This is a genomic window from Nautilia sp. PV-1 (assembly GCF_004006315.1).
Classification (GTDB): Bacteria; Campylobacterota; Campylobacteria; order Campylobacterales; family Nautiliaceae; genus Nautilia; species Nautilia profundicola_A.
On sequence record NZ_CP026530.1, the window covers coordinates 1,093,673 to 1,114,060 of the forward strand.

Genomic DNA, 20,388 nt, shown 5'->3' on the forward strand with positions numbered 1-20,388 from the left:
ATATGATAAATAAATTAGACTTAGTCGAGTACATAAACAAACTCACATCCCTCTTTGCAAGAGAGAAGGATTATAAAATCCAGGGAAGTATCGAATCGCTTTACAAATACCTACAAAAGCTGCAAAACAGGGATTTTAACGCTCCTCCGAGCGTAAAAAACCTCGATACGGAAATAATGCATCTTAAAAAATTCGGTGTGCTTAAACACGACCAGATTTTTGAATTTCTGAAAATCATACGTTATTTTATTTACCTCAAAACAAGAAACTGGCAGGATCTGAGTGAGTGGTTTGATAAAATCGAAATCCCTCAGGACATTCTTGAAATAGACAAACACTACGATAAAAAAGGCGAGGTAATCGGCTTTGAAGAGCTCGATATGATAAATGAACGTATAAAAGATCTAAAAGCCCAAATCCGCCAGCAGTTATACAAATACATAAATTCAAAAAAACTTGAGCCGTTTTTGGTAGATAAACAGATACACGTCCAGGGAGGTGAAGAAACCCTGCTTGTAAGAGGCGGATACAATAAAGTAATAAACGCCGAAATTCTCGGAAGAAGCCAAAGCGGATTTTTTTACATCTTCCCGAAAACAATAGAAAAATTAAAAGAAAAAGAAGACAACCTCAAAAGCCAAAAAGAAGAGATACTATATGAAATTGCAAAAGAATTTTCAAACAGGCTTAGAAAATGGACTAAATTTTTAGAATTTATAAACCGCGAATTTGACAAATTCGACCACATACAGGCCCGTATTTTTATGGCAAAAAACGAAAATCTTGAATTTATACTGCCGAGTAAAACCAAAAAAATGGTGCTGAAAAACTTCTGCCACCCTGCCCTTAACGAATGTAAACCTATAAACCTTGAATGGGACAAGCAGGTGCTGATTATCACGGGTGTAAACGCCGGGGGTAAAACGATGCTTTTAAAATCAATCCTGAGCAGTGCTTATATGGCAAAACACCTGCTTCCTATGAAAATCAGGGAAAATTCCGTAATTCCTTCGTTTAAAGAGATAAAACCGATAATCGACGACCCGCAAAACGTAAAAAACGACATTTCAACATTTGCGGGAAGAATTAAAGAGTTTAAAGAAGTCTTTTTCAAAGAAAATTACTTAATAGGTGTGGATGAGATTGAACTCGGAACGGACGCAAACGAAGCGGCGAGTCTTTTTAAGGTGATAATTGAAGAGATTATGAAAAAAAACCGAATAGTCATCACAACCCACCACAAACGCCTTGCGACGCTTCTTGCACAAAACGAAGAAGTGGAGCTTCTCGCCGCAATTTACGATGAAAAAAACCAAAAACCGACCTATGAATTTATAAAAGGAACCATCGGTAAAAGTTACGCGTTTGAAACGGCAAAAAGATACGGAATTCCGTTTAACATCATAGAAAAAGCCAAAAAAGAATACAGCGACGATCTTGAAAAACTTGATGTACTTATAGAAAAATCGGCGGCTCTTGAATTCGAACAAAAACAGAAAATTAAAGAGCTTGAAAGCGAGCTTGAAGACGTTAAACTTCTAAAAGAATCTCTAATCCGTCAAAAAGAAGAATTTAACGAAACCATTGAAAAAGAAAAAAACCGCCTTTTAAAAGAATACAATGAAGCAATTAAAAAAGCAAAAGAAGCCATAAGGGCCAAATCCGTAAAAGATGCACACAGGGCCCTGAATGAGGCAAATAAAATTCGCTCAAACATTAAGGTCAAAAAAAGCGAAATTAATAAAGAGTTTAAAGTCGGCGACACGGTCAAATACTTTACAAGCATAGGGGAAATACTCGATATAAAAGGCAAAAACGCCCTTGTAGACATTGACGGCAAAAAACTCTGGATTCCAAAAAACAGCCTTGAGCCGTACAGACTGCCTAAAAAAACAAAAGCACAGATCATTAAACCGAAAGCCTCCAAAGTCGACATTAAACTCGACCTTCACGGTATGAGGCTTGAAGAAGCGCTTGAAAAAACCGAAGAGTATTTAAATAACGCTGCTCTTGCAGGACTCGAAGAAGTATGGATTTATCACGGAATGGGTAAAGGAATACTTGCCAAAGGAATTACTGAGCTTTTAAAAGGCCACCCTCTTGTAAAAGAGTTTCACGACGCACCTCCGCACATGGGGGGATACGGGGCTAAAATCGTCAAACTTTAACCCTTTTTCTTTTTTGCTATATAAAAATAATATTCAAAGAGAAGAAAACAATGAATGAATAATTAGTATCAGGCACCTTATATTTGTTGAAGGAATTTTTTATATGGTTCGGTAAGAGAAAGTTATTTTCCGGTTGTTTTTTTAGATTTCAATTTATCTAATTATATTATTGTTGATATATTGCAGTTATAAAAGATTTGATCCAAAGTTTATACAGTTACATTAAACACTAAATAAAGTGACAGCTTAAAAAACTGTCACTTTATACTTAAATTAATCTTTTTTTTCATAAATCTCTATAGTTTTAATCTCATCGTTTTTTTTGATTGAATCAAGTACTTTAAAGCTCTCTTCATCCCCCTCTTCTATACCGCCGAATACAGTATGAACCCCGTCAAGATGAGGACAGTCTGTAAAACAGATAAAAAACTGACTGCCTCCCGTATCTTTTCCGGCATGAGCCATTGAAAGGGAGCCTCTTTTGTGAATTTGTTTCGGAGCATCTGTTTCACACTCTATCGCCCATCCCGGACCTCCGGTACCTGGCATTCCTGATGCTCCTTCTTTTGAATTAGGACATCCTCCCTGAGCCATAAAGCCCGGGATGACTCTGTGAAATTTAAGTCCGTCGTAAAATCCCTCTTTTGCAAGATGTGCGAAGTTTGCAACCGTATTAGGCGTAGCTTCAGGGAAAAGTTTTACCCAGATATCGCCTTTATCAGTTACAATTTTTACATATTGGAATTTTTCAACATCGCTTAAATCGTATTTTTTTAGTTCTTTTTTAAATCCGAACATTTTATCTCCTTATATAAAAATTAACGTAAAAGTAAACAAATGACAGCGTTGCGAAATTTAGTGAAAAATTTTGCGTATAAAAAATTGCATCTACCCGAAGGGCAGCGATAGCTGTTTGCAATTTTTAGCAAAATTTAAACGTTGTTAAGCAAAATAAGCTCTCAGCTGTCATTGTTTAACTTTGAAGTTAAACTTAACATAATTATACCAAATTTATTTGACAATTGATACGAAAGTTTATATAATAGCGCTAAAGTTTTTTGATAAAGGAGTGAGAATGAGTAATAGTAATATAGTTATTGCATGTCCACATTGTAAAAGTTTAAATAAATTACCTAAAAAAGACGAATATAAAAAAGCGGTATGCGGAGTATGCAAAGGAAATCTGCTTGAGAATAAAGCCATTTCCGTAGACAGTTACGACGAGTTTCAAAAAATAGTAAACTCTGTAACAGTTCCTGTAATAATCGACTTCTGGGCTGAATGGTGCGGTCCGTGCCAGATGTTTGCACCTATATTTAATAAAGTGGCAGGAAGTTTTCCTCTTCAGGCCCAGTTTATCAAAGTCAACACAGACAAAAACCAGCAGGCTGCCATGCAGTTTGGAATCAGAAGTATTCCTACAATCGTAGCTTTAAAAGACGGAGTGGAAATAGACAGAGCTATGGGTGCATTGGATGAATTCAGCTTTAGTATGTGGGTAGATAAACTAATTGAGAATTGATAATTGAGAATGGAGAATTAAAAAAATAAATTAATTCTCAATTCTACATTCTCCATTCTACATTAAATTATAAGCATTGCGTCTCCGTAGCTGTAAAAACGGTATTCGTTTTTTATGGCTTCTTCATATAGCTCAAGAGTTTTTTTTCTTCCTATAAATGCAGCTACGAGCATAATTAGAGTAGATTTTGGCAAATGAAAGTTTGTAAGAAGATGATTTACTCTAATTGGCGGATTCAGAGGGTTTAAAAACAGATCGCACTCGCCTGAGAGTTTACCCGTTCTTGCATAATATTCCACCGTTCTTGTAACGGTCGTTCCGACTGCCACTATCTCTTCACTGCCATCAAGCACCCTTGCGGTATCTTCCGGTATTTCAAAAAATTCACTGTGCATTTTATGCTCTCTAATATCCTCCACATCCACCGGTTTAAACGTACCGGCTCCCACATGCAGGGTCAAATATGATTTTTTATCTATTTTATTTAAAAGCTCGTCTGTAAAATGAAGACTTGCCGTAGGAGCGGCAACCGCTCCAACTTTACGTGCAAATACCGTCTGATATTCTTTTTCGTCTATTTTTTCATCTTCTCTTTTAATATACGGAGGAAGCGGAACATGCCCTATTTCTTCAAGAATTTTTACTAACTGTAAAAAATCAATTTCTTTTTCAGTTTTACATTTTTCACTTTTCACTTTAAACTTCACCACCCTGCTTCCGTCATCAAGCAGTTCAACGACCTCTGCCATAAGTCCCTTATCAAAAAAAAGTTTTGTTCCGACTTTCACTTTCCCTCTTATATATACCAGATAACCGTCTTTATAAGGTCTGTTTAAAAGAAGCTCAACCTTTCCGCCGGTTTCTTTTGTTCCGAAAATTCTGGCTTTTATAACTTTAGTATTATTAAATATAAAATGAGATTCACCCACAAAATCAAGTATATTTCTAAACACGGTATGTGTAATTTTGTCAGTTTTTCTGTTATAAACGAGAAGTTTGGCACTATCCCGGGGAGTTACGGGATATCTGGCTATTAAATTTTCAGGCAGGTTATAATCGTATGAGGATACCAATACATCCTTATTAATCAGTTGATCACTTTTCATTTTTTACTTTTAATTTCATTATACGCCTATAAGTTTTCTAAGCTCTTCCGGTTTAGTAGTATAAGCCATAGCTGTTTCTTTATCTATAATGTGGCGTCTTACATATTCAGCAAGAACCTGGTTCATAGTCTGCATTCCGGTAGCACCCTGATTAAGCTGCATTTGCGAATAAATCTGAGGAATTTTATTTTCACGGATAAGGTTTGCAATTGCCGGGTTGTTAATCATGATTTCATGAGCGGCAATTCTTCCTCCTCCTATCTTCGGAAGCAAACTTTGTGAAATTACTGCAAGTATAGCCATTGAAAGCTGTGTTCTTATCTGATCTTGTTCGTTTGCAGGGAATACGTTTACAATTCTATTGATTGTCTGAACGGCAGAGTTTGTATGCAATGTAGCAAACACAAGGTGTCCTGTTTCAGCTGCAGTAATTGCTGCGCCGATAGTTTCTTTATCTCTCATCTCCCCGATTAAGATTACATCCGGGTCTTCCCTAAGTGAAGCTCTAAGAGCATTTAAAAACGCTTTCGTGTCTCTTCCGACTTCTCTTTGGGAAATAAGTGATTTTTTATGTTCATGCACAAACTCGATAGGATCTTCAATTGTAATAATGTGTTTTGCAAATGTTTCGTTAATTTCATTAATCATTGCCGCTAAGGTCGTTGATTTACCGCTTCCTGTTGGACCTGTTACAAGAATAAGTCCTTTTTCCCTTCTTACTATTCTTTTGAAAATTGCAGGAGCGTGTAATTCGTCTAAAGTAAAAGGCTTTTCAGGAATAATCCTGTATGCTGCCGCTAAATTTTCTCTTTCAAAATAGTAATTAGCCCTGAATCTTGCAACTTTAGGAATTTCAAAAGAAAAGTCAAGTTCTAACTGGTCTTCAAGTGCAGCTTTTTGTTTTTCTGTTAGAACAGAATAACAAAGTTCAATTACATCTTCTTTATCGAGTTTAGGAAGATTAAGAGGTGTTAGTTTTCCGTCAATCCTAAGCATCGGCTCCGCATTTACATTTAAATGCAGATCCGAAGCTTTATAATCTTTAATACTTTTTAAAAGCTGTTCTAGGGAGTATGTAAGTGCCATAATTTTTACCTTATTCAATTATTTTAGGAACAATAAAGAAACCATCCTTCGCTTTTGGCGCATGTTCTAATATTTCATCAATAACATCATTTTTTACAGGTTCGTCTTCTCTCAAATAGGTCGGGTTATTTAATGTTGAAAAAGTAGCGTCTATTTCGTCTGTATCAAGCTCGTTTAACATTTCTACAAACTCAACTATTTCAGCCAGATCTTTCGCCATTGCCGTTTTGTCTTCTATTTCCACCATTGAAAGTGTTTCAAGTCTCTTAACCAAACTTTCGTCTATTTTCATAAGCAACCTTTTTTTGTATAATTTTAGCAAATATTAAATAAAAAGGATAGAGATGAGTGTTTTTGAAGAAGCTAAGAAATATATCGTAGGAGGAGTCAATTCTCCCGTTAGAGCATTTAAAAGCGTAGGCGGCGAGCCTCCTTTTATTGAAAAAGGAGAAGGCGCATATATATTTGACATTAACGGTAACAGATATCTTGATTACATTCAAAGCTGGGGACCGCTAATTTTCGGTCACTGTGATAAAGATATAGAAGGTGCTATATGTAATGCCGTAAGTAAAGGCGTAAGTTTCGGAGCACCTACAACGGTTGAAGTGGAACTTGCAAAAGAAGTTCTTGAACTGTTCCCTCATTTGGATTTAATCAGATTCGTAAACAGCGGAACGGAAGCTACAATGAGCGCAATCAGGGTTGCCAGAGGGGTTAGCGGAAAAGACGATATTATCAAATTTGAAGGCTGTTATCACGGACACAGCGATTCGCTTTTAGTAAGTGCCGGAAGCGGCGCGGCAACATTCGGAACACCGTCAAGTCCCGGAGTTCCGTCTGATTTTACAAAACACACGCTTCTTGCAAAATATAACGACATTGAAAGCGTAAAAAAATGTTTCGAAAACGGTAACGTCGGATGTGTTATTATTGAACCTATAGCCGGAAACATGAGCCTTGTACCGGCTGAAAAAGAGTTTTTGGCAGAACTTAGAGAACTTTGTACTAAAAACGGCGCGGTACTTATTTTTGACGAAGTAATGAGCGGTTTTAGAGCGGGGCTCAGAGGAAGTTACGATGTATACGGTATAGAAGCGGATATTGTAACATTTGGTAAAGTTATAGGAGGAGGAATGCCTGTAGGAGCATTCGCAGGCAAAAGAGAAATAATGGAGCAGTTAAGCCCTGAAGGTCCGATATATCAAGCCGGAACACTCAGCGGAAATCCAGTAGCCATGAATGCGGGTCTTGCGATGCTTAAAAAACTCAAATCAAATCCTGATCTTTATAAAGACCTTGAAGCCAAAGCCAAAAAATTAATGAACGGCTTTGAAGAAATTTCAAAAGAAAACGGTATAGACATTCAGACAAACGTTGTAGGAAGCATGTTTGGGTTTTTCTTTAACTCAAAAAAACCTAAAAACTTTGACGACGTGAATGAGAGCGATACAAAAAGATATGCAAAATTTCATTTCGAAATGTTAAAAAGAGGTTTTTACTTTGCTCCTAGCGCATATGAAACCGGTTTTATATGCACAGTTATGAGAGATTCCGATATAGACGCAACGCTAAACGCATATAAAGAAATCGCACCGAGCCTGTAATGAATGACAAACAGCATAAAAAAGGAAAATTCGGTAAAACCGTAGAGGGGGCAGAAAAGCTTTCTCTTGGTATTTCCATTGTCGTAGCAATATTAATGGGTATAGGAATTGGCATATTATTAAAAAAATGGACAGGCTATACCTGGACTTTATGGCTTGGAGTTTTTTGGGGCGTTGCCGCAGCAATAATGAATATCAAAATAGAATACAATAAATTAAAAAAAGATTTAGATAAAGTCGCAAAAGATCCTAAATATAAAAATTATAAAATGAATACAAAAGATGAAGAAGAACTCTTAGAAGAGTTTGAAAAATAAACTAAATATTTTTGGCGGCGTTTGCCAAATCCCACATAGGCAGGAATATTCCAAGAGCAATCCAAAGTACCAATGCACCTATTACCGTTAACATAATCGGTTCAATTGCAGCCTGCATATTATCAATAATATCCTGGAATCTGTCTTCATAATATCCGGCCGCGCTCTCGAGCATTGTATCAAGCTCCCCTGATTCTTCACCTGCACTGATCATTCTTAAAGCAACAAAGTTAACCAAATCCTGCTCCGCAACCATTTCAGCAAAGCTTCTACCCTGATTAATTCCTTTAATAATTTCCTGAATTTTTCTTTTTATTACCTCGTTCGCAATAATACCTTCACTGATTTTTAAAGCGTCCACAAGAGGAATACCACTTTTCAAAAGTGATGCCATAGTCATTAAAAATCTGTGTAAAGACGAATAAAGAATTATTTTATTAATCAGATATGTCTTTAAAAGTATTTTATCCACTTTATATTTGAAATCAAGCGATATTTTATAAAAGAAATTAACAGCTACAATGATTATAATCAATACACTTAAAACCACAACTCCGTAATTAGATAAAATATCTTCGGTTTTTAAAAGCATAATAGTCGGAAGCGGCAGCTGAGCATGCAGCTGATCAAACATAGATTTAAATTTCGGCACAACAACCAAAATTAAAAACGTAAATGCTCCAGCAATAGCAAACAGCGTAATTACCGGATAACGCAATGCTTTTACCATTTTTCTTCTGTTTTCATACATGTTTTCATAAATCTGTGCAAGACTTTCAAGCGCCATAACCAAATCCCCGGTCTGTTCACCGAGTCTCACCATTGCAAGGGAAATACCGCCTAAGTACTCTTCATATTCAGCAAATACGTCTGATAAAGATTTACCACTGTCAATCGCTTCCGCAGCTTTTAAAAACACTTCTTTAATTAAAGCGTCTTTTGTATTGTTAGCAATATCTTCCAACGCGTCTTTAAGAGATATACCGGCTTTTATCAATACGGACAGCTGTCTTATGGAGGAGATATACGACGGATAATTAAGTTTTTTTCTTAAAATTTTGGATTTAAAAATATCTTTTGCAACTTTAATCTTTTCTTCCAAAGGCATAGGTATTTCTTCTATTTTTACAAGAAGACCTTTATTTGTCTTTTTACCGTCAATAATAGCTTCCGCTTTATTAAGCGATTTTAATATTACCTCCTGCTGATGCCCTTTATATAAAAACGTTATCTTATAATATCTCATAGCTTAGCCACCCTGTATACTTCTTCTAATGTAGTAATACCTTTCAAAGCTTTTAATAATCCGTCATAAAACATTGTTTTATAATCCTTTCCTCTGAGATAATGTAAAAGTTCGAGTTTTTCTTTTTTCTTTGATATCATCGATTCAAGATTTTCATCGTTTAAAAACACTTCTGTTATTAACGTTCTTCCCGCATATCCGGTCATATTACACTTTTCACAACCTTTTCCTCTGTAAAAAACGGAATCTTTAGGTAAAATATTTTTTATTGGTTCAAGATATACATCGGCAGGTTTATACGTTGTTTTACAGTATGGACATATAGTTTTTACAAGTCTTTGAGCTTCTATTCCGATTAACGCGGTTGCGACCAAAAACGAATCGGCTCCCATATCTATCATTCTGTTAATTGCACTTACAGCATCATTTGTATGTAATGTTGATAAAACCAAGTGACCGGTCATTGCCGCTTTAATAGCAATTTCAAGTGTTTCAAGATCCCTTATCTCCCCAATCATTATAATATCAGGGTCCTGTCTTAGTATACTTCTTAAAGCTCCGGCAAACGTTAGACCTACTTTGGGATTTACCTGCACCTGCTGAATACCTTTTAATTTATATTCCACAGGGTCTTCAACAGTAATTATTTTTTTATCGGTACTGTTTATTTCATTCAGCGCAGCATATAATGTAGTAGATTTACCGCTTCCTGTAGGACCGGTAACAAGAAAAATACCGTTAGGCTGTGACAATGCTTTTTTTAGCAGGCTTAAATTTTTTTCACTTATACCTATTTCATCTATTCTTTTTAAAATACTTCTTTTATCAAGAATCCTTATAACAATGCTTTCACCCCATATAGTTGGAAGCGTTGACACCCTGAAGTCAAATTTGTTTTTACCGAACTGCATTGAAAAAACCGTCCTGAGGTTTTCTTTTTTCACTGACGTCAAGCCCTGCGAGGAGCTTTATTCTTGAATTTATAGCATAAAATATTTCTTCGTCAAAATCCAAAAATTCATATAAAGTTCCGAATATTCTGATTCTAACCTCAGCCTCACCCTCTTCCGCCTCTATATGAATATCACTAGCGTTTCTTTCTATTGCGCTAACAATAATATATTTAATGAGCCTCATTATAGCGGACTCGTCGCCTTTTATTTCCTGTCCTTTAAGCTCTTTTTTTATATCATTTAAAATTTCTCTTACTTTTTCCCTGTCTTCTACTTTTTTAATAACTTTTCTGATATCATCCCTGAAAGCAAGAACAATTTCTAAATTTTTATCATGGAAAAATCTTTTTATAAGAGCCTGTGCATTCCAGTCAAGAGGGTCAGCCATTGCGACAACAACTTTATCGTATTTAACTTCAACGGGCACGGACATGGTCTGTTTTAATATGTTAACAGGTATTTTAATATCTCTGAGCCTTACATGCTCCAAATCGTCAATATATCTTATACCCATCTGTTTAGAAACATGCTCAAGATAGTCTTTTTTAGAAATAAATCCGAGTTCAAATAAAATATCTACAAATTTTTTAGCGGGATATTTTTGCTGATATTCCAGCGCCTTTTTATACTGATCTTCAGAAATTATTTTTTCTTTTAACCATTTTTCTTCAGCTTTCACCAATAATACTCCCTATTTTTAAGTTCGCCGTTAGAAATTGTATCGATTACAACATTATTATTATGACTGATCCATACTTTATATACTGTATTTTTACTGACGTTAATTTCCAGAGTGTTCTTTTCCCTTTTAAAAGAGCCGTTTTCTATCAGACCGAATGCTTTTCCTAAACTGTTATCCGTAATTTGAGGAAGTTTTATATTGCCTATTTTTAAATCATCGTCGATTATCTGCATAATAAGTTTTTTCATTAAAAAAAGCGTTACTATATATGTGGCGTTTTTACGCCCTTCTTTAGTAACTTTCAATACTTTAGCCAAATCAAGGGCCGGTGTAAGATATCTTTTTTTCAAGCAGGCATATGCTACCAGCGAAAGAAGATCTTCCCTTTTATTATTGTATTTATTGATAAAAATCCATCTTTTATCACATATATATGAATAATATTTGTTATTAAAGAGCTGCAGCAAAGACATATTTTTAAGATCATTTTGAGATGCAAATAATGACGCTAAAAAAAGTATAAGTATTATTATTTTTCTCATTAACCATCTCCTTTATTAAAACAATCAATTATATCAAATTATTTGCTATAATTCCAAAAAAAAGGAGATTTAGTATGTCACTAAATATGTATTATGACAAAGATTGTGATTTAAATATAATCAAAAGTAAAAAAGTTGCAATGATAGGATTCGGAAGCCAGGGTCACGCTCACGCACTTAACCTAAGAGACAGCGGCGTTGACGTAGTAGTAGGTCTTAGAAAAGGAAGCAAATCTTGGGAAAAAGCGGAAGCTCAGGGATTTAAAGTACTTCCTGTTGATGAAGCAGTAAAAGAAGCTGACGTTGTAATGATTCTTCTTCCTGATGAAATTCAAGCGGATATTTACTACTCTCAAATCGAACCGAATCTTAAAAAAGGCGCAACAATCGCATTCGGTCACGGATTCAATATCCATTTCGGTCAAATTAAACCAAGAGAAGACTTAAGCGTAATTATGGTAGCTCCAAAAGCTCCGGGTCACACTGTTAGAAGCGAATTCGTAAGAGGCGGCGGTATTCCTGATCTTATCGCTGTATATCAAGGCGGTGAAGAAGCTAAAAAACTGGCTCTATCTTACGCAAGCGCAATCGGAGGAGGAAGAACAGGAATTATTGAAACAACTTTCAAAGATGAAACTGAAACTGACCTTTTCGGTGAGCAGGCAGTTCTATGCGGCGGTGTAACTGCTCTTATCAATGCTGGTTTCGAAACACTTACAGAAGCTGGATACGCTCCTGAAATGGCATATTTCGAATGTCTTCACGAACTTAAACTAATCGTTGATTTATTATATGAAGGCGGTATGGCAAACATGAGATATTCAATCTCAAATACTGCTGAATACGGTGACTACGTAAGCGGGCCTAGAGTAATCGGTGAAGAAAGCAAAAAAGCAATGAAAGAAATTCTTAAAGAAATCCAAAACGGTAAATTCGCTAAAGACTTCATTCTTGAAAGAAAAGCGGGTTATGTAAGAATGAACGCTGAAAGACAGCTTACAGAAAACAGCCTTCTTGAACAGACAGGTAAAAAACTAAGAGAAATGATGCCTTGGATTACTAAAAACAAAATAGTAGACCCTACTAAAAACTAATTTCTCTCCCTTTTGGGACTTACAAAGTTTATAAAGTAGATTTTGTAAGTTACAAAAAAGGAGAAAATTTGGCACAGGTTATTACTATTACAAGCGGAAAAGGCGGAGTCGGAAAATCGACAACCACTGCGAATATCGCAACGGCGTTGGCAAAACTCGGCAAAAAAGTCGTAGCGGTCGATTTCGATATCGGACTTAGAAACCTGGATATGATTTTAGGACTTGAAAACAGAATTGTCTATGATGTGGTAGACGTAATGGAAGGAAACTGCAATCTTGCACAGGCTGTTATTAAAGACAAGAGAACACAAAATCTACACTTCCTTCCGGCAAGTCAGACAAAAGACAAAAATGTCCTAAATAAAGAAAAAGTCGAAAAACTGATTGAAGAGCTTAAAAAAGATTTTGATTACATTTTGGTAGATTCCCCTGCCGGGATTGAAAGCGGATTTGAACATTCTATTTATCTTGCCGACAGGGCACTTATAGTTACGACTCCTGAAATTTCTTCGGTAAGGGACGCAGACAGGGTTATAGGTATAATAGACGCAAAAAGCAAAAAAGCCCAGGAAGGCGAAGAAGTTCAAAAACATATAATCGTAAACAGAATAAAACCCGAACTTGTGGAAAAAGGAGAAATGCTTTCAATTGACGACGTGCTTCATATACTCGCACTTCCTCTTATAGGTGTCGTTCCTGATGACGAAGATATTGTAAAATCGACTAACCTGGGTGAACCTATCGCACTTAATGAAAAATCAATCGTCGGAGAAGCTTTCAGAAGAATTGCAAAAAGAATTGAGGGAGAAGAAGTCGAATTTTTAGATTTAAAAACTAAAAAAGGATTTTTAGGCAAATTAAAAGGACTTTTCAAATGAGTTTTTTTGACATATTCAAAAAGAAAAAATCAAAAGACGTAGCAAAAGACAGACTTATGATGATGCTTGCTTATGAAAGAGCAAATACCAAAATCGACAATCTTGATGAAATGAAAAAAGATTTAATCAATGTCGTTAAAAAATACCTTAACGTAAAAGATGTCCACATAAAATCAAACTCAAACCAGGACATAGAAACTCTGGAAGTGGAAATAATCCTTAACAAATGAAAAAAACTCATAGAAAAAAGAAAAAGACTTCAAAAAAGTCTTCTTTTAATCTTAAATACATAATTTATTTTCTGATACTAATTATTTTTTCACTAAGCGCTTTTATAGTCGGAATAGTATATACCCAGAAAAATTACGAAAAAGAGCTAAAAAAAACACAAAACAGCATAAAAATTCTTCAGGAAAAAATAAAACAGCTAAAATCACAGACAAAAATAAAAAAAGAAAACGCATCTGCTTCAGTTCCGTCAGAAATAATGGACTATAATAAAGCCCACAATACGACGGTAATACTTCCTCCTAAAGAAACAGTTCAGCCCGTTATTCCTGTTTCGAAAAAGCCCAAACTTGTAATAATAATTGACGATGTTTCCTTTAAAGGCCAGGTTAATAAAATCAAAGCGATACCTTTTCATGTTACGCCTTCGTTTTTTCCTCCCACAAACAGACATCCGAATACGGCAATTTACGCTAAAGAATTTTCCCATTATATGATTCATCTTCCTTTAGAAGCGATACACTTCAACAAACCGGAACCTAAAACTCTAAATATAAACGATTCTTACGCAACTATTTTAAACAGAATAAAAGAAGTCAAAAAAGACTTTCCAAAAGCAAAATTCATAAATAATCATACCGGCAGCACGTTTACCGCTAACAAAGAAGCGATGCTAAAACTCTTCAGGGCTTTAAAAACTGAGCATTTGGGATTTGTCGATTCGAAAACAACACCGTATTCAAAATCTCAAATTGCGGACAAAACCTATCGTATACCGTTATATTCGAGAAATATATTTTTGGACAATGAAGAAAATCCTGAATATATACGCAACCAGCTTAAAAAAGCTATAAGAATCGCAAAAAAAAGAGGTTACGCCATAGCAATAGGACATCCTCATTCCGTAACCCTGCAGACACTTAAAAATTCAACGGATTTACTTAAAAACATAGACGTGGTATATATTGATGAACTTGCCAAAAAATAAAATAGAATATTCGGGTTTTGAACTGTACTACAAAGGCAATATTGAACTTTTAAACAAACCTAAAGTCGCAATAGTCGGAAGCAGAAGAGCCGGCAGATATTCAAAAGAGACGGTAAAACTTTTAGCAAGAAAACTTTCAAAGAAATACACTGTTGTAAGCGGTGGCGCTTTGGGAATTGACAAAGCGGCACATGAAGGAGCGTATCCCAATACGATATTCGTTTCACCCTCTTCACTTGATATAATTTATCCCAAATCAAACAGGGAACTTATTAAAAACATTTATGAAAACGGCCTTGCAATAAGCGAATACGAAAAAAACTTTTCTCCTTTTAAACATACTTTTTTACAAAGAAACAGAATTATTGTAAAAATAAGCGATTTTGTCATAATTGCGGAAGCGGAACTCAAAAGCGGAAGTATGAGAAGTTTCGAATGGGCTCAGAAATATAATAAAAAAATATATGTTTTACCGCAGCGCTTAAACGAAAGCTCCGGCACAAGATATCTTGCAAAAAACGGTTTTGCCGAAGTACTATGGGATTTGGACGATTTTTGTAAAAGTCTGGGAATTGATGAAAAGTCAGACATTTTATCATTAAACGAAGCTCTGAACAGATTCGGAAACAAAATTTATGAAATGGAACTTAACGGTGAAATAGAAATAAAAAACGGAAAAGTTTATTTTAACTGAAAACGGAGAATAAAGAATGGAGAATGAAAAATTAATTCATCCTTTTAAACCGGTTGTTTTTGAAGACAGTGAAATATTGATACTAGGAACGTTTCCGTCTATCAAATCATTTGAAAACAATTTCTACTATTCTCATCCTAGAAACCAGTTTTGGAATATACTGTCTATTATATTTAATGATAAAAAACCTGAAAACATCCGAGAAAAAATCGAATTTTTAAAAAGACACAAAATCGCCCTTTGGGACGCAGTATGCGAATGTGTGAGAAAAGATGGAAACTCAAGAGATGATAATCTGGAAATAATCAAACCGTGTAATATTGAAAACTTACTAAAAACATATAAGAATATACAAAAAGTTGCGGTAACTTCAAGAACTGCGGAAAACGTAATAAAAAAACATTTTAAAAATTCTCAATTTTCAATTCTCAATTCTCCATTATACCTGCCAAGTCCCAGTCCGTTAAACGCAAGATTAAAACCAGATCAAAAGGCTGAAATATGGAAAAAATTATTGGAATTGACGTAGGATTAAAACGTATAGGAGTGGCGTTTTCAAACGGAAGCGTTGTTGTGCCACTGCCTGCAGTCATAAGAAAAAACAGAAATCAGGCGGCAAAAGAAGTTATGGATAAAATAAACGAATATAAAGCCGATGTGCTGGTAGTTGGACTGCCAATGACAAACGAAGAGATGCAAAGAAGAATAAAACATTTCATTTCGCTTTTGGATTTTAACGGCAGTACCGTTTTTATTGATGAAAGTTATACAAGTGCGGAAGTGGAAGAAGAAATAAAAGGAGTTATAAAACATAAAAAAGACGGCAGGATAGACTCTCTCGTGGCAAAAAAACTTATAGAAAACTATTTAGCCAGAAAATCGTAATATTTTTTAATAAAATCACTTTTTTCGGCAAGAAAACCGGTAAGATTGTCTACTTCCGTTTTGTTACCTTTTTCATAATCGATCTGCATGCTCATTTTGCTTTCATACGGTATATTTAATGCCTGATTGATAACTTTTTCTTTTTCAGAACTTAAATCTATACCGTAACTCTTTGCTATATTTATTACTTCATCCAAAAATTTTTCTACCTCTTCACGCTTATTTTCCATAATCCAGCCGGTAGGTTTGTCATAATAACTCTGAAGTGTCGCGAACGTTGAAATAAAGAGATATTTTTTCCATATCTCTTTATCGATACTGTCTGAAAATTTGATTTTCAAATCGCATTTTTCAAAAACTTTTTTCAATATCTCATCATTCTCAAGACACATATAAAAAAGCGGTGTTTTTTTATAAATAACGTTAACGTCTTTTTTATTCGAAAGAATATAAATACAGGCCTTTACAATCTTAGCCCCGATATTTTTAAATTTTTCAAAATGCCCTATTCCGTTTAATATAGGAACTATTCTTGTATTATTATGATAATGGCCTTCTATTTCATTTATAACCTCATCAAGACTGTATGATTTAGCCGTAATAAAAATAATATCGTAAATCCCGTCGATGCCGACATTCGGGTAAACGGTATCTTCTTTATCGACATCTATTATTTTAAGTCCTTCTTTTTTGACTTTTTCGTTTGTTTTTTCAGTAGCGTATACATCGATATTATATCCGCACTTTATGAGTTTATACGCCAAATATCCTCCAACTCCGCCTAATCCCACGACAAGTATTTTCATACGTTTCCTTTTATCCAGAATTTTCCCTGCAATAACGGCACCGAGTGCAAGTGAAAGAAAAAGACCTATTAAAAACAGTTCCCCTATTAAATCTTTAAAATCTATCAAATTTACCATAATTATCTTTTTTGCAAAATAACGCCGCATTCGGCATGGTTTGTATACGGAAACTGGTCAAAAAAGGCAAAAGCTTTTATTTCTCTGCCTTTTGAGAGTGTTTGCAAATCTCTTTTAAGGGTTTCGGGATTGCATGAAATATATATAATATTGTCAAATTCGTTTACAAATTCCCTGGATTTATCATCAAGCCCGGCACGGGGAGGATCTATTAAAACGTTTTTTAAATCATATTTGGTGATTAAAGGCGATTTGTCTTTATACAGTTTTGAAAATTCAGCCGCACTCATAGCAAGAAAAGTTATATTCCCTCTTTCGTTAATTTCCGCATTATAAGTTGCCGCTTCAATTGATTCTTTACTGATTTCAGTGGCTATTACCCTGTTAAACCTCTCACTAAGCGGAATGGTAAAATTTCCGTTACCGCAGTAAAGTTCAACCAAATCGCCTCTTAAGTCTTCCGAGTTTCTCATTGCCCACTCTATCATTTTCTGATTCATCTGCCGGTTAGGCTGTGAAAAAGTGTTTTCGATTATTTTATATTTGTAAATTTTTGAATTGATATTAAGCTCTTCAATTAAATAATTTTTATCAAAAACATACTTTCTTCCTTTTTTTCTGACTATGAAATCTATATTTTTAAATTTGTCTTTAAGCTTCTGTATATCCTCCGCTATGGTTTCATCAACTTTTCTGTGATAAATAAGCGTTACGATAAGCTCGCCTTTGGAATTGCTTAAAAAATCTATTTCATAAAGTTTAAATCTTAAATTGTCATTTTTTTCTATTTCATTTAAAAGAGGCGTCATCACCTCGTAAATGGCCTTGTCGACTATTTTACACTCTTCTATCGGAATTACACCTCTTCCGTCTTCTTTTCTTTTTCTCATAGCGTAATAGCTCTTATCACCCTCGTGCCACACCCTGAATTCGGCTCTGGCTCTAAAATGTTCGTCGCTTCCGTGCACTACTTCAAGCCCGGGCATATCAAATTCACTGAAAAGCTCTATTAACTGTCCGCTTTTCATTTTTAACTGTTCTTCATAAGGCATTTGCCAAAGTACACAGCTTCCGCATTTTCCAAAACTGCTGCAGTTCATTTTACTCCTTTATTAAACTTCAATTTTTTATGAACACTCTAATGGAAGCTCTTGACAAGCCCCAGCACTATAAGATTCCAGCCGTCCACCAATATAAATACCAGTATTTTAAAAGGCAGTGATATCATTACAGGCGGCAGCATCATCATACCCAAACTCATTAAAATGGAACTTACCACCATATCTATAATCAAAAACGGCAAAAATATCAAAAACCCTATTTCAAACGCCGTTTTCAATTCGCTTATCATAAAAGCCGGAACAAGAATAGTCAAAGGCACGTCATTTACCGTTTTAGGATTTGGAAGATGTCTTATTCTGAAAAAAAGAGCCAAATCTTTTTCACGGGTATTTTTAATCATAAACGTTTTAAAAGGCTTGATACTCCGTTCAAAAGCCTGTTCATATCCGATTTTCTTTTCAGTATAAGGTTTTATTCCGTTATTGTAAGCCTGTTTTGCGTAAGGTTCCATAATAAAAAACGTCAATACCAAAGCCAAAGAAACCAGTAAGGTTGTAGGCGGCGACTGAGGAGTCCCCAACGCCTGACGCAAAAAACCGAATACTACTAGAAGCCTCACAAAAGAGGTCATAACAAGTATAATACTCGGAGCCAACACCAGTAAAGTTAAAAGAATGGTAATATTCAAAACGCTTACCAGCTGTTTAGGAGTTTCCGGTGCTGTCAAAGACAAATTAACGGTTGGAATCTGCGGCGCAGCCGCAAATATCAATATAGGAATCAGTAAAAAGAATAGTTTTTTCATGCCGTTCCTATTTTTTAACTTTGTCTAATACGGATTTTTCAATTTTACTTTGATTTTGTTTTTTCTTCGAGAAGAACCATATTTCCACCCGTCTGTTTTTAGCCCTTCCCTGTGGTGTCGCATTAGCAGCTATAGGATGATATTCCCCGTATGCGGCGGCACTCAGCTGTTTCGGATTTACACCGTCTTTGATTAATATTTTAAGAACGCTTAAAGCTCTGGCCGCACTCAGCTCCCAGTTGTCCGCATAAGGAGACGTTGGGGGAGGAGGAACGTTGTCGGTAAAACCTTTTACCTGAATTTCAATGTTTTTAGGCAAATATTCTTTGATAATAAGCGCGATTCTTTTCAAAAACAGAAGACTGTCCTCATTTGTAATCTGCGCGCTTCCGGATTTAAACGTAATATCTGCAGGAAGTCTTATGAAAAAGCCTTCTTCTCCCTCTTCAAGAGTGATAGCCGGCCCTTTGCCTCCCGCTGTAAACTGTTTAAATTCAGCAATAGCCTGTGAAAGTTTATTTACGGTCTGCGCAGTTTCCTCGTTTCTTTCAATAGGAGTAGCCTGCTGAATTCTGTTTCTGCTGATTTCTGTCTGTGTTCCGCCTTCTAATACGCTCAATGCCCCGGCTAAAGAACCTATAGCTTCTTTAACTTTTTTGGCATCCATCGTAGACATTGAGAGAAGCAAAACGAAGAAACATAAAAGAAGACTCATCAAGTCCCCAAACGTAGCAAGCCATTCGGGCATACATTCAGGACATTCGCACTTACATTTTTTAGCCATAAATTTTCCTATTCAAATTGTGACTTTCTCTGTGCCGGCGGCAGGAAGCTTAACAGTTTTGCTTCCAGCGTTCTTGGATTGTCTCCGGCCTGAATCGACATAATTCCTTCAATTATCATTGTTTTAGCAAGTATTTCGTCATCATTTCTAAGTCCGAGTTTATTGGCTATAGGTCCTCCGAAAATATTCCCGATCATCGCACCGTATAACGTTGTCAATAACGCAACCGCCATCGCCGGACCAATCGCAGAAGGATCCGACATGTTAAGAAGCATCGCAACAAGACCGACCAAAGTACCGATCATCCCCATCGCACCGGCAAGACCTGCCCAGCTGTTAAAAATCGATGCCATCTTTTTATGTCTGGCATCCATCTGTTCAAGATCAATTTCCAAAAGTTCTCTGATCGTATCGGGTTCGTTTCCGTCTACGGCCATTGAAAGACCCTTTTTCAGAAACTCATCCTCTTCGTTAGCGGCGGCCTGCTCAAGTGAAAGTATACCGTCGCGTCTTGCCTGTGTGGCGTAATCAACAAGTTTTTTAATCAATTCTTCGTAATTTGGCTGATAGCTTGGTTTGATGGCAATCATAAAAACTTTTGCAAACTTGGTCATCATTTCCATTTTGTTTGCAATAAAAAGCGTCATAATTGACCCAAGCACAACGATTAACACCGACTGACCGTCGATATATGGACCTATACCCACCCCCATTGCCATTGCGGCAATAATTAAACCGAGCGCTCCTACTAGCCCGATAACACTTGCTAAATCCATTAAAATAGCCTTTTTTGCTATAATTATAACAAAAAAAGGAAA

General features: G+C 35.7%; 22 protein-coding genes and 1 pseudogene. 11 read left to right on the forward strand and 12 right to left on the reverse strand.

Going from position 1 to position 20,388, the window contains the following annotated elements; translation table 11 throughout:
• Window positions 1-2: 2 nt before the first annotated feature.
• Complete coding sequence (locus tag C3L23_RS05825; RefSeq protein ID WP_127680768.1) at window positions 3-2,168, forward strand: endonuclease MutS2; 2,166 nt, start codon at window positions 3-5, stop codon at window positions 2,166-2,168.
• 273 nt (window positions 2,169-2,441) lie between these two features.
• Here the strand turns inward: C3L23_RS05825 and C3L23_RS05830 are convergent, their stop codons facing one another.
• Window positions 2,442-2,966 carry a peptidylprolyl isomerase gene (locus C3L23_RS05830; protein ID WP_127680770.1) on the reverse strand — a complete coding sequence of 175 codons (525 nt, stop codon included), beginning with the start codon at window positions 2,964-2,966 and terminating at the stop codon, window positions 2,442-2,444.
• Window positions 2,967-3,243: 277 nt separating this feature from the next.
• Between C3L23_RS05830 and trxC the strand changes: the two genes are divergently transcribed.
• Window positions 3,244-3,690 (forward strand): thioredoxin TrxC, encoded by a 447-nt coding sequence (gene trxC, locus C3L23_RS05835; RefSeq protein WP_210402404.1) that lies wholly within the window; start codon window positions 3,244-3,246, stop codon window positions 3,688-3,690.
• A gap of 62 nt (window positions 3,691-3,752) precedes the next feature.
• Here trxC and queA read toward each other — a convergent pair whose 3' ends face one another.
• Genes queA through gatC form a run of 3 tightly spaced genes read right to left on the reverse strand, consistent with a single transcriptional unit; the run spans window position 3,753 to window position 6,174 of the window.
• Entirely contained in the window at window positions 3,753-4,796 is a 1,044-nt protein-coding gene (gene queA, locus C3L23_RS05840) for a tRNA preQ1(34) S-adenosylmethionine ribosyltransferase-isomerase QueA (RefSeq protein WP_127680772.1), read from the reverse strand.
• 18 nt (window positions 4,797-4,814) lie between these two features.
• Window positions 4,815-5,882 (reverse strand): type IV pilus twitching motility protein PilT, encoded by a 1,068-nt coding sequence (locus C3L23_RS05845; protein ID WP_127680774.1) that lies wholly within the window; start codon window positions 5,880-5,882, stop codon window positions 4,815-4,817.
• A gap of 10 nt (window positions 5,883-5,892) precedes the next feature.
• Window positions 5,893-6,174, reverse strand: a complete 282-nt coding sequence (gene gatC / locus C3L23_RS05850) for an Asp-tRNA(Asn)/Glu-tRNA(Gln) amidotransferase subunit GatC (RefSeq protein WP_127680776.1) — start codon at window positions 6,172-6,174, stop codon at window positions 5,893-5,895.
• Window positions 6,175-6,226: 52 nt separating this feature from the next.
• Between gatC and hemL the strand changes: the two genes are divergently transcribed.
• Window positions 6,227-7,489, forward strand: a complete 1,263-nt coding sequence (gene hemL, locus C3L23_RS05855; protein WP_127680778.1) for a glutamate-1-semialdehyde 2,1-aminomutase — start codon at window positions 6,227-6,229, stop codon at window positions 7,487-7,489.
• On the forward strand, window positions 7,489-7,806 hold the full coding sequence (locus C3L23_RS05860) for an AtpZ/AtpI family protein (protein ID WP_127680780.1): 318 nt from the start codon (window positions 7,489-7,491) through the stop codon (window positions 7,804-7,806). Before hemL ends, C3L23_RS05860 begins: the two co-directional genes overlap by 1 nt.
• Before the next feature lies 1 nt (window position 7,807).
• Here C3L23_RS05860 and C3L23_RS05865 read toward each other — a convergent pair whose 3' ends face one another.
• From C3L23_RS05865 to C3L23_RS05875, 3 genes and pseudogenes are all read right to left on the reverse strand, one after another.
• On the reverse strand, window positions 7,808-9,052 hold the full coding sequence (locus tag C3L23_RS05865) for a type II secretion system F family protein (RefSeq protein WP_127680782.1): 1,245 nt from the start codon (window positions 9,050-9,052) through the stop codon (window positions 7,808-7,810).
• Window positions 9,049-10,519, reverse strand: a pseudogene (locus tag C3L23_RS09715) (GspE/PulE family protein). The gene C3L23_RS05865 and the pseudogene C3L23_RS09715 overlap by 4 nt, the downstream one beginning before the upstream one ends.
• 161 nt (window positions 10,520-10,680) lie before the next feature.
• Window positions 10,681-11,229, reverse strand: coding sequence for a hypothetical protein (locus C3L23_RS05875; protein ID WP_127680784.1), 549 nt, complete (start codon window positions 11,227-11,229; stop codon window positions 10,681-10,683).
• A gap of 74 nt (window positions 11,230-11,303) precedes the next feature.
• Here C3L23_RS05875 and ilvC point away from each other — a divergent pair, with 74 nt between their 5' ends.
• The 7 genes from ilvC to ruvX all read left to right on the forward strand — a co-directional run bounded on the left by ilvC (window position 11,304) and on the right by ruvX (window position 15,996).
• Window positions 11,304-12,323, forward strand: a complete 1,020-nt coding sequence (gene ilvC, locus C3L23_RS05880) for a ketol-acid reductoisomerase (protein WP_127680786.1) — start codon at window positions 11,304-11,306, stop codon at window positions 12,321-12,323.
• A 68-nt stretch (window positions 12,324-12,391) separates the two neighbouring features.
• On the forward strand, window positions 12,392-13,201 hold the full coding sequence (gene minD, locus C3L23_RS05885; RefSeq protein ID WP_127680788.1) for a septum site-determining protein MinD: 810 nt from the start codon (window positions 12,392-12,394) through the stop codon (window positions 13,199-13,201).
• Complete coding sequence (gene minE / locus C3L23_RS05890; protein WP_127680790.1) at window positions 13,198-13,431, forward strand: cell division topological specificity factor MinE; 234 nt, start codon at window positions 13,198-13,200, stop codon at window positions 13,429-13,431. Before minD ends, minE begins: the two co-directional genes overlap by 4 nt.
• Window positions 13,428-14,417, forward strand: a complete 990-nt coding sequence (locus C3L23_RS05895; protein WP_127680792.1) for a divergent polysaccharide deacetylase family protein — start codon at window positions 13,428-13,430, stop codon at window positions 14,415-14,417. Before minE ends, C3L23_RS05895 begins: the two co-directional genes overlap by 4 nt.
• Entirely contained in the window at window positions 14,398-15,111 is a 714-nt protein-coding gene (locus tag C3L23_RS05900) for a DNA-processing protein DprA (protein WP_246831050.1), read from the forward strand. Before C3L23_RS05895 ends, C3L23_RS05900 begins: the two co-directional genes overlap by 20 nt.
• Window positions 15,112-15,127: 16 nt before the next feature.
• A complete protein-coding gene (locus C3L23_RS05905; RefSeq protein WP_127680794.1) occupies window positions 15,128-15,640 on the forward strand; it encodes a DNA-deoxyinosine glycosylase in 513 nt (170 codons plus the stop codon).
• On the forward strand, window positions 15,613-15,996 hold the full coding sequence (ruvX, locus tag C3L23_RS05910) for a Holliday junction resolvase RuvX (protein ID WP_127680796.1): 384 nt from the start codon (window positions 15,613-15,615) through the stop codon (window positions 15,994-15,996). Before C3L23_RS05905 ends, ruvX begins: the two co-directional genes overlap by 28 nt.
• Here the strand turns inward: ruvX and C3L23_RS05915 are convergent.
• From C3L23_RS05915 to C3L23_RS05935, 5 genes are read right to left on the reverse strand one after another with little or no spacing between them, the layout of a single operon-like run.
• The gene (locus C3L23_RS05915) at window positions 15,975-16,919 is read right to left on the reverse strand and encodes a ketopantoate reductase family protein (protein WP_246831051.1); all 945 of its coding nucleotides are present in this window, start codon (window positions 16,917-16,919) and stop codon (window positions 15,975-15,977) included. The genes ruvX and C3L23_RS05915 overlap by 22 nt on opposite strands.
• A 2-nt stretch (window positions 16,920-16,921) precedes the next feature.
• Complete coding sequence (trmA, locus tag C3L23_RS05920; RefSeq protein WP_127680799.1) at window positions 16,922-18,019, reverse strand: tRNA (uridine(54)-C5)-methyltransferase TrmA; 1,098 nt, start codon at window positions 18,017-18,019, stop codon at window positions 16,922-16,924.
• 38 nt (window positions 18,020-18,057) lie between these two features.
• Window positions 18,058-18,786 (reverse strand): flagellar type III secretion system pore protein FliP, encoded by a 729-nt coding sequence (fliP, locus tag C3L23_RS05925; RefSeq protein ID WP_127680801.1) that lies wholly within the window; start codon window positions 18,784-18,786, stop codon window positions 18,058-18,060.
• A 7-nt stretch (window positions 18,787-18,793) separates the two neighbouring features.
• Window positions 18,794-19,570, reverse strand: a complete 777-nt coding sequence (locus C3L23_RS05930) for an OmpA family protein (protein ID WP_127680803.1) — start codon at window positions 19,568-19,570, stop codon at window positions 18,794-18,796.
• Between the two features lie 8 nt (window positions 19,571-19,578).
• Window positions 19,579-20,346, reverse strand: coding sequence for a motility protein A (locus tag C3L23_RS05935; protein WP_127680805.1), 768 nt, complete (start codon window positions 20,344-20,346; stop codon window positions 19,579-19,581).
• Window positions 20,347-20,388: the final 42 nt, after the last annotated feature.

Excerpts from the sequence above, each read along its gene's own strand:
- C3L23_RS05860 (WP_127680780.1), top strand. The coding sequence starts at position 7,489 with ATGAATGACAAACAGCATAAAAAAGGAAAATTCGGTAAAACCGTAGAG.
- C3L23_RS05895 (WP_127680792.1), top strand. The coding sequence starts at position 13,428 with ATGAAAAAAACTCATAGAAAAAAGAAAAAGACTTCAAAAAAGTCTTCT.
- C3L23_RS05825 (WP_127680768.1), top strand. The coding sequence starts at position 3 with ATGATAAATAAATTAGACTTAGTCGAGTACATAAACAAACTCACATCC.
- C3L23_RS05900 (WP_246831050.1), top strand. The coding sequence starts at position 14,398 with ATGAACTTGCCAAAAAATAAAATAGAATATTCGGGTTTTGAACTGTAC.
- hemL (WP_127680778.1), top strand. The coding sequence starts at position 6,227 with ATGAGTGTTTTTGAAGAAGCTAAGAAATATATCGTAGGAGGAGTCAAT.
- C3L23_RS05845 (WP_127680774.1), bottom strand. The coding sequence starts at position 5,882 with ATGGCACTTACATACTCCCTAGAACAGCTTTTAAAAAGTATTAAAGAT.
- ruvX (WP_127680796.1), top strand. The coding sequence starts at position 15,613 with ATGGAAAAAATTATTGGAATTGACGTAGGATTAAAACGTATAGGAGTG.
- C3L23_RS05875 (WP_127680784.1), bottom strand. The coding sequence starts at position 11,229 with ATGAGAAAAATAATAATACTTATACTTTTTTTAGCGTCATTATTTGCA.
- fliP (WP_127680801.1), bottom strand. The coding sequence starts at position 18,786 with ATGAAAAAACTATTCTTTTTACTGATTCCTATATTGATATTTGCGGCT.
- queA (WP_127680772.1), bottom strand. The coding sequence starts at position 4,796 with ATGAAAAGTGATCAACTGATTAATAAGGATGTATTGGTATCCTCATAC.
- ilvC (WP_127680786.1), top strand. The coding sequence starts at position 11,304 with ATGTCACTAAATATGTATTATGACAAAGATTGTGATTTAAATATAATC.
- C3L23_RS05905 (WP_127680794.1), top strand. The coding sequence starts at position 15,128 with ATGGAGAATGAAAAATTAATTCATCCTTTTAAACCGGTTGTTTTTGAA.
- C3L23_RS05915 (WP_246831051.1), bottom strand. The coding sequence starts at position 16,919 with ATGGTAAATTTGATAGATTTTAAAGATTTAATAGGGGAACTGTTTTTA.
- trmA (WP_127680799.1), bottom strand. The coding sequence starts at position 18,019 with ATGAACTGCAGCAGTTTTGGAAAATGCGGAAGCTGTGTACTTTGGCAA.
- C3L23_RS05930 (WP_127680803.1), bottom strand. The coding sequence starts at position 19,570 with ATGGCTAAAAAATGTAAGTGCGAATGTCCTGAATGTATGCCCGAATGG.
- gatC (WP_127680776.1), bottom strand. The coding sequence starts at position 6,174 with ATGAAAATAGACGAAAGTTTGGTTAAGAGACTTGAAACACTTTCAATG.
- trxC (WP_210402404.1), top strand. The coding sequence starts at position 3,244 with ATGAGTAATAGTAATATAGTTATTGCATGTCCACATTGTAAAAGTTTA.
- C3L23_RS05865 (WP_127680782.1), bottom strand. The coding sequence starts at position 9,052 with ATGAGATATTATAAGATAACGTTTTTATATAAAGGGCATCAGCAGGAG.
- minE (WP_127680790.1), top strand. The coding sequence starts at position 13,198 with ATGAGTTTTTTTGACATATTCAAAAAGAAAAAATCAAAAGACGTAGCA.
- C3L23_RS05935 (WP_127680805.1), bottom strand. The coding sequence starts at position 20,346 with ATGGATTTAGCAAGTGTTATCGGGCTAGTAGGAGCGCTCGGTTTAATT.
- C3L23_RS05830 (WP_127680770.1), bottom strand. The coding sequence starts at position 2,966 with ATGTTCGGATTTAAAAAAGAACTAAAAAAATACGATTTAAGCGATGTT.